A 7,047-nucleotide genomic window follows, 5' to 3' on the forward strand; every position below is an offset into this window, starting at 1 on the left:
GATGACCGGAAGATTTTTAAAGATCTGGATGAATTGTCGGAAGGGAAAATTGTATTGGATGAAGAACAACACAAGCTTACCGAAAGCAGAGATATCTTATCTCGTAAAAATACAAACAAAAACTATACACGTAAAGGTCGTTGACCTTTTGTAATAATAGACTATGGCATCATTTGTTATTGAAGGTGGTTGTAGAATGAGCGGAGAGATTATTCCGCAGGGGGCTAAAAATGAGGCATTACAAGTGATTTGTGCAGTTTTACTTACTCCCGAAAAAGTTACGATAGCTAATGTTCCGGACATCCTGGATGTAAATAATCTTATACAGTTATTAAGAGATATGCAGGTTAAGGTGGAGCGATTATCGTTAGACACTTATGCATTCCAGGCTGATAATGTGGATCTGGATTATTTAAAAACGGAAGATTTTGTACGGAAAAGTGCTTCGTTGAGAGGTTCTGTAATGATTGTGGGGCCTTTGCTGGCCCGTTTCGGAAAAGCCGTTTTGCCAAAACCTGGAGGTGATAAGATCGGACGCAGAAGATTGGATACTCATTTTACTGGTATACAGAAGCTCGGAGCTACTTTTACATACAATCAGGATGCCCAGCTTTATGAAATTGAAGCAAAGCGCCTGAAGGGGGCTTATATGCTTTTGGATGAGGCTTCGGTTACAGGTACAGCCAATATATTGATGGCTGCTGTACTGGCAGCAGGAACTACAACGATTTACAATGCTGCTTGTGAGCCTTATTTGCAGCAACTTTCCAAAATGTTGATTCAGATGGGAGCCGATATTTCGGGAGTTGGGTCTAATTTGCTTACTATTCAGGGCGTGGAATCGCTGAAGGGGGCAAATCACTTGATTCTTCCGGATATGATTGAGGTGGGAAGTTTTATTGGTATGGCGGCGATGACCGGCTCTGATATAACGATCAAAAATACCGGCTTTGATATGTTGGGTATTATACCTGAATCGTTCAGACGTTTGGGGATTACTGTCGAGCAACAGGGCGACGATATTCATATTCCTACGCATGATTCTTACGAAATAGATACTTTCATCGATGGGTCAATCATGACGATTGCAGATGCTCCATGGCCAGGTTTGACACCCGACTTGCTCAGTGTGTTTCTAGTTGTTGCAACACAGGCTGTGGGAAGTGTACTGATTCATCAGAAAATGTTTGAAAGCCGCCTTTTCTTTGTAGATAAGCTGATTGATATGGGTGCTCAGATTATTTTATGCGACCCGCACCGGGCAACTGTGATAGGCTTGGGAAACCGATATAAGCTTCGTGGAGCAACAATGGTGTCTCCGGATATTCGTGCAGGTATTGCGTTGCTTATTGCTGCTATGAGTGCAGAAGGTACAAGCCGTATTCATAATATCGATCAGATTGACAGGGGGTATCAGAATATAGATAAACGCCTTAATAGCATAGGTGCACGTATTACACGTCTTTAATACCAATATATGATAAAGAAAGAAGATGTTTTCAAGATTGGCCAGTTTGCCAAGCCTCATGGAATAAAGGGGGAGATAACACTGCTCACTACAAGTGATGTGTTTGATGACAGCGGTGATCCATTTATTGTTTGTGAATTTGAAGGGATTCTGGTACCTTTCTTTATTGAGGAATATCGTTATAAGTCCGATTCGTCTATCCTTGTTAAACTCGAAAACATTGATTCCGAATTACAGGCACGCGAATTCAGTAATCTGGAGGTGTATTATCCTCTTGATGCTGCAGTTGGAGATCTGGTTGGTGATATGACCTGGGATAGTTTTGTGGGATACGTTGTTTTAGATACAAGATTGGGTATTTTAGGCCCAATTACAATGGTGGATGAATCTACAATCAATGTCCTTTTACAAGTAGATTATAAGGGTAATGAAATATTAATTCCTGCGGCCGAGGAGCTGATACTTGGGGTTGATCACGACAAGAAGTTATTGGAGGTGGCGTTGCCGGACGGATTAATTGATTTATAATAGTTAATAAGCGTGAACATCTTTTCAATGGAGGAGGATTTTGTTACTTTTGCGTTTTAAGTAAAAAGCATGGTACAGAAAAAACGAAAGCATCAGAAGTCTTTTTGGCACCGGATACGGTTCAAATACAAACTGTCATTTTTTAATGAGGCCACACTCGAAGAGGTATGGTCTTTCCGTCTATCTCAGCTATCTGCTTTTGTTGTATTAGCTGTCTTTGCTTTTTTTCTGATCGCTATCACTTCCTTTATTATTATCAAAACCCCCATTAGAAACTATCTTCCCGGATATCTGGATGTTGAAGTTCGAAAAGAAATAGTACAAAATGCACTCAAAGCTGATTCTTTAGAAAGGATGTTGGCAGTACAAAAACTATATCTTGATAATGTGGCAGGTATCTTAACCGGAACTTTGCCCCTGGACTCCATCCGAACCATAGATTCTCTTGCACATGCCGATGCAAATTATGAAATACCTCGTGGAAAGGCTGAGTCGGAATTTGTGAAAAAGTTTGAGGAAGAAGAAAAGTATAATCTGTCTGTACTTACACCAAATTCAGCCCCTACTGAAGGTGCTTTCTTTTATAAACCGGTAAGTGGAGTGATCTCATCGCATTATGAGGCGGAAAAACGTCATTATGGTGTTGATCTTGTTGCTGCAGAACGTGAAAGCGTTCTGGCAACTATGGATGGTACGGTTGTTTTTACCGGTTTTGATGTAAACTACGGAAATGTGATTCAGATTCAGCATAGAAATGGATTTTTATCTATTTACAAACATAATGAATTGTTGCTTAAGGATGCGGGAGACCGTGTAGTAGCAGGAGAGGCAATTGCTTTGGTAGGTAATACAGGTAAGTTGTCTACAGGACCTCATCTGCATTTTGAACTTTGGTACAAGGGATCTCCTGTTAATCCTGAAGAATATATATCTTTTTAAATACATGAAAAGACAACTGGCTATTTTAGGCTCTACCGGTTCGATAGGAACGCAGGCACTTGAAGTGATCAGCGAACATGCTGACCTGTTTGAAGTATATGCTCTGACGGCAAATAATCAGGTAGATTTATTGATAAATCAGGCGAGAAAGTTCTTGCCGGAGGTTGTGGTAATCGCCAATGAACAGAAATATCCCGAACTAAAGGAGGCTTTGGAAGATCTTCCAATAAAGGTGTGGGCAGGTGCCGATGCTATCTCTCAGGTTGTACAGGCTGAACCTATTCATATGGTGCTGACAGCAATGGTGGGATATTCAGGATTAAAACCAACGATACAGGCGATAAAAGCAGGTAAGGCAATTGCATTGGCAAATAAAGAGACATTGGTGGTTGCCGGAGAATTAATTACAGCATTGGCTACGGAATATAAAGTGCCTGTTTTACCTGTTGACTCCGAACATTCTGCTATATTTCAATGTTTGGTTGGTGAAGGTAACAATGCGGTGGAAAAGATACTGCTGACAGCCTCTGGTGGACCTTTTCGTAACAAATCATTGAAAGAACTTGAAACCGTCACCAAAGCTCAGGCATTAAAACATCCTAATTGGTCGATGGGAGCGAAGGTGACAATTGATTCTGCTTCAATGATGAATAAAGGTTTTGAGATGATTGAAGCCAAGTGGTTGTTTGGCCTCTCTCCCGAACAAATTCAGGTTGTAGTTCATCCACAGTCTATTATTCACTCAATGGTTCAATTTGAAGATGGTGCTGTTATGGCGCAGCTGGGGATTCCTGATATGAAGCTTCCGATCAGCTATGCATTTTCGTATCCGGAAAGATTAAAAAGTAGTGCTCCCAGATTGGATTTTAATCAATACTCTACATTGACTTTTGAGGAGCCCGATATGACTCGTTTCCGAAATCTGGCCTTTGCTTTTGATGCGGTTAAAAAAGGGGGAAACATGCCCTGTATTTTGAATGCTGCGAATGAGGTTGTAGTTGAGGCTTTCTTAAAGGATCGGATTGGCTTTCTTCAAATGAGTGAAGTAATAGAGCAAACCATGTGCAAGGCATCTTTTGTCCCGACACCTTCGTACGATGATTATGTACGATCTGATGAGGAAGTACGCCTGATTGCAGCATCCTTATTCTAATAAATAAATTAAAAACATAACAAACTATAGATGGAGACATTTTTAATTAAGGCTTTACAGCTTATTTTGAGTTTATCAATTTTGGTTGTCGTTCATGAGTTCGGCCATTTTCTATTTGCCCGGATCTTTAAGGTGAGAGTTGAAAAGTTTTATCTTTTCTTCGACCCTTGGTTCTCTCTTTTTAAGTTTAAACCTAAAAAGAGTGAAACTGAATATGGTATTGGCTGGTTACCTTTAGGTGGATATTGTAAAATATCCGGAATGATTGATGAATCGATGGATAAAGAACAAATGGCATTACCTCCTCAACCATATGAATTCAGATCAAAACCGGCAGGTCAGCGATTGATGATTATGATTGCCGGAGTAGTGTTTAACTTTTTGCTGGCTTTGTTTATATACTCTATGGTTTTGTTTGCTTGGGGTGATACTTATCTTCCATTGAAGAATATGAAGATGGGTATGTATTATAGTGAGACCGCAAAACAGATCGGGTTCCAGGATGGTGATATTCTTTTATCGGCAAATGGTCAAGAATTGGATCGTTTTGGAGAATCAGCCATTCGTAAGATTGTAGAGGCACAAACAGTTGTGGTTTTACGTAATGGCAAAGAGCAGGAAATTGCAATACCAAATGATTTGATGCAACGTATGATGCGCGATAAAAAGGGATTTGCCGGACTTCGCTATCCAATGGTTGTAAATAAATTTTCTGAAAATTCTCCTGCTTTAGCAGCCGGTTTTCAGGCAAATGATAGTATTGTGTCTGTCAATGGAACGTCTACTCCGGGAGCCGACGATGTAGCGGATATGCTTTCAAAACATAAAAATGAAGCAATCGAAGTTGGAATATATCGTTCTGGCAATCCTCTAACTTTGACTCTAAAAACTGATACGGCGGGTCATATGGGTATTTATATGAAAAGCCCGATGGAAGTTTTTGAAACTGTAACTACCACGTATGGATTTTTTGCCTCTTTCCCGGCTGGTATTCAGAAGGGTGTAAGCACATTAAAGGGATATGTGAATGATATGAAATATGTGTTTACCAAAGAAGGAGCTTCCAGTCTTGGAGGTTTTGGAACCATCGGAGGTTTATTCCCTGCTCAGTGGGATTGGATGATTTTCTGGGAACGGACTGCTTTTCTGTCAATTATCCTTGCATTTATGAATATTCTTCCTATTCCGGCATTGGATGGAGGACATGTTATGTTTTTAATTTATGAGGTGGTTGCAAGACGTAAACCTAGTGATAAGTTTCTTGAATATTCGCAGATTGTGGGTATGGCATTACTGTTTGGTTTATTGATCTATGCGAACGGAAATGATATATTCAGATACTTCTTTGGTTCGTGAAAATAATGACAATAATATAAAAAAGAAAAGGTTTCCCATTGGGAAACCTTTTCTTTTTTATATTAAACAACTTAAAATTCTAAGATCGGGTTATGCCCATCCGAACGCTTCTGCAACTGCCTGGTATACAATTTTACCTTTTACAATATTAAGGCCTAATCTTAATCCATGATCCATTTCACATGCTTTTTCCCAGCCTTCATTAGCCAGCGTGATAACGTAGGGTAGGGTGGCATTGGTGAGAGCCAATGTTGAAGTGTGTGGTACAGCTCCCGGGATGTTGGCAACGCAATAGTGTATTACACCATTTATTTCGTAAACAGGGTTTGCATGTGTGGTTGCGTGGGATGTCTCAAAACAACCTCCCTGATCTATTGCAACATCTACAAGAACGCTTCCTTTTTTAAGCAGTGGAATCATTTCTTTTGTCAGCACATAGGGAGCTTTGGCTCCTGGAATAAGAACAGCACCAATTACAAGATCGGTATCGTGTAGCTCACCTTCAATATTATGCGATGAAGAATATAATGTTTTTACATTTGCAGGCAGGTTTTCATTCAACCAGCGAAGTCTTGGAAGTGAAATATCGGCTATAATAACCTCCGCTCCAAGTCCAGCGGCCATTTTAGCTGCATTAAATCCAACAATTCCTCCTCCCAACACGAGAACTTTTGCCGGTTTAACACCCGGAACACCTCCTAATAAAATACCTTTTCCACCCTGAGGTTTTTCCAGAAAGCGAGTTCCTTCTTGTGTAGCCATACGGCCTGCTACTTCGCTCATGGGAATTAATAAAGGTAATGATCCGTCTGGTTTCTCAACAGTCTCGTATGCCAAACAAACAGCTTTACTGGCAATCATTGCTTTTGTCAGATTTTCGTCCGAGGCAAAATGAAAATAGGTGAAAAGAAGTTGATTTTCCCGAATCAACGGATACTCGGAAGCAATAGGTTCTTTTACTTTTACAATCATTTCTGCAACGGCATATACTTCCTCAATTGTTGGAAGCAGGTTAGCGCCGGCTGAAAGATAAGCCTCATCAGGAAAACCACTGTTTAAACCGGCTGATTGTTGTACATATACCTGATGTCCTCGCATGATAATTTCTTTAACTCCTGCCGGGGTAAGTCCGACACGGTTTTCGTTGTTCTTAATTTCTTTGGGTACTCCGATAATCATTTTGGTACTAAATTTAAAGTTTTATGCCCGAAATATACATAAACATCTGACACATCGTTCTTCAATAATCTGTTTTTTTTGGACCGAAATGTTAATATTTTGATCTGTTTACGGTTTAAACAAATTAAAGTCAAAAATATTTCTAATTAAAAGGAAATTAAAACAGAATATTGTTTATTGATATTTTGCAATAGAGTGACTTGAGCAGCTATTATGGAGTGAATCGTATCTTTTTATAATCTTGAGTAAAATAGAGATTGAATTTTGAGTATAAAATAAAAGAGGGTGATCATCGGAGAGGGCACTGAAAAAGTAGCTTTTTTACGAATATCCTTTTTTATTAGGTCTAAAAAATCAAGGTTGCAAGATTCGGGTGGACAATCCGTTTTCTTGCAACCTTTTTGATGAAATAGCTTTTTATAGT

6 protein-coding genes and 1 pseudogene are annotated in these 7,047 nt (G+C 39.6%); 6 read left to right on the top strand and 1 reads right to left on the bottom strand.

Translation table 11 applies throughout. The features are described from left to right. The 6 genes and pseudogenes from AB7E53_RS13425 to rseP all read left to right on the top strand — a co-directional run. Positions 1–144: pseudogene (locus AB7E53_RS13425) on the top strand (DUF4290 domain-containing protein); the annotation flags it as partial. Positions 145–163: 19 nt separating this feature from the next. Then, entirely contained in the window at positions 164–1,468 is a 1,305-nt protein-coding gene (gene murA / locus AB7E53_RS13430) for a UDP-N-acetylglucosamine 1-carboxyvinyltransferase (protein WP_446776231.1), read from the top strand. Positions 1,469–1,477: 9 nt separating this feature from the next. Further along, a complete protein-coding gene (rimM, locus tag AB7E53_RS13435) occupies positions 1,478–1,996 on the top strand; it encodes a ribosome maturation factor RimM (RefSeq protein ID WP_446776233.1) in 519 nt (172 codons plus the stop codon). Between the two features lie 69 nt (positions 1,997–2,065). Then, complete coding sequence (locus AB7E53_RS13440; RefSeq protein WP_421467059.1) at positions 2,066–2,935, top strand: M23 family metallopeptidase; 870 nt, start codon at positions 2,066–2,068, stop codon at positions 2,933–2,935. Positions 2,936–2,939: 4 nt separating this feature from the next. Then, positions 2,940–4,088 (top strand): 1-deoxy-D-xylulose-5-phosphate reductoisomerase, encoded by a 1,149-nt coding sequence (locus tag AB7E53_RS13445; protein WP_179398573.1) that lies wholly within the window; start codon positions 2,940–2,942, stop codon positions 4,086–4,088. A gap of 30 nt (positions 4,089–4,118) precedes the next feature. Next, positions 4,119–5,444 (top strand): RIP metalloprotease RseP, encoded by a 1,326-nt coding sequence (gene rseP / locus AB7E53_RS13450; protein WP_446776235.1) that lies wholly within the window; start codon positions 4,119–4,121, stop codon positions 5,442–5,444. A 90-nt stretch (positions 5,445–5,534) separates the two neighbouring features. Here the strand turns inward: rseP and ald are convergent, their stop codons facing one another. Next, positions 5,535–6,623: an alanine dehydrogenase gene (ald, locus tag AB7E53_RS13455; protein ID WP_079684301.1), complete on the bottom strand. Its 1,089-nt coding sequence runs from the start codon at positions 6,621–6,623 to the stop codon at positions 5,535–5,537. Between the last annotated feature and the right edge of the window lie 424 nt (positions 6,624–7,047).

The organism is Macellibacteroides sp., from assembly GCF_050251695.1.
GTDB lineage: Bacteria > Bacteroidota > Bacteroidia > Bacteroidales > Tannerellaceae > Macellibacteroides > Macellibacteroides fermentans.

Bases quoted from the DNA above. Each gene is read 5' to 3' on its own strand.
- murA (WP_446776231.1), top strand. From the start codon at position 164: ATGGCATCATTTGTTATTGAAGGTGGTTGTAGAATGAGCGGAGAGATT.
- AB7E53_RS13445 (WP_179398573.1), top strand. From the start codon at position 2,940: ATGAAAAGACAACTGGCTATTTTAGGCTCTACCGGTTCGATAGGAACG.
- AB7E53_RS13440 (WP_421467059.1), top strand. From the start codon at position 2,066: ATGGTACAGAAAAAACGAAAGCATCAGAAGTCTTTTTGGCACCGGATA.
- rseP (WP_446776235.1), top strand. From the start codon at position 4,119: ATGGAGACATTTTTAATTAAGGCTTTACAGCTTATTTTGAGTTTATCA.
- rimM (WP_446776233.1), top strand. From the start codon at position 1,478: ATGATAAAGAAAGAAGATGTTTTCAAGATTGGCCAGTTTGCCAAGCCT.
- ald (WP_079684301.1), bottom strand. From the start codon at position 6,623: ATGATTATCGGAGTACCCAAAGAAATTAAGAACAACGAAAACCGTGTC.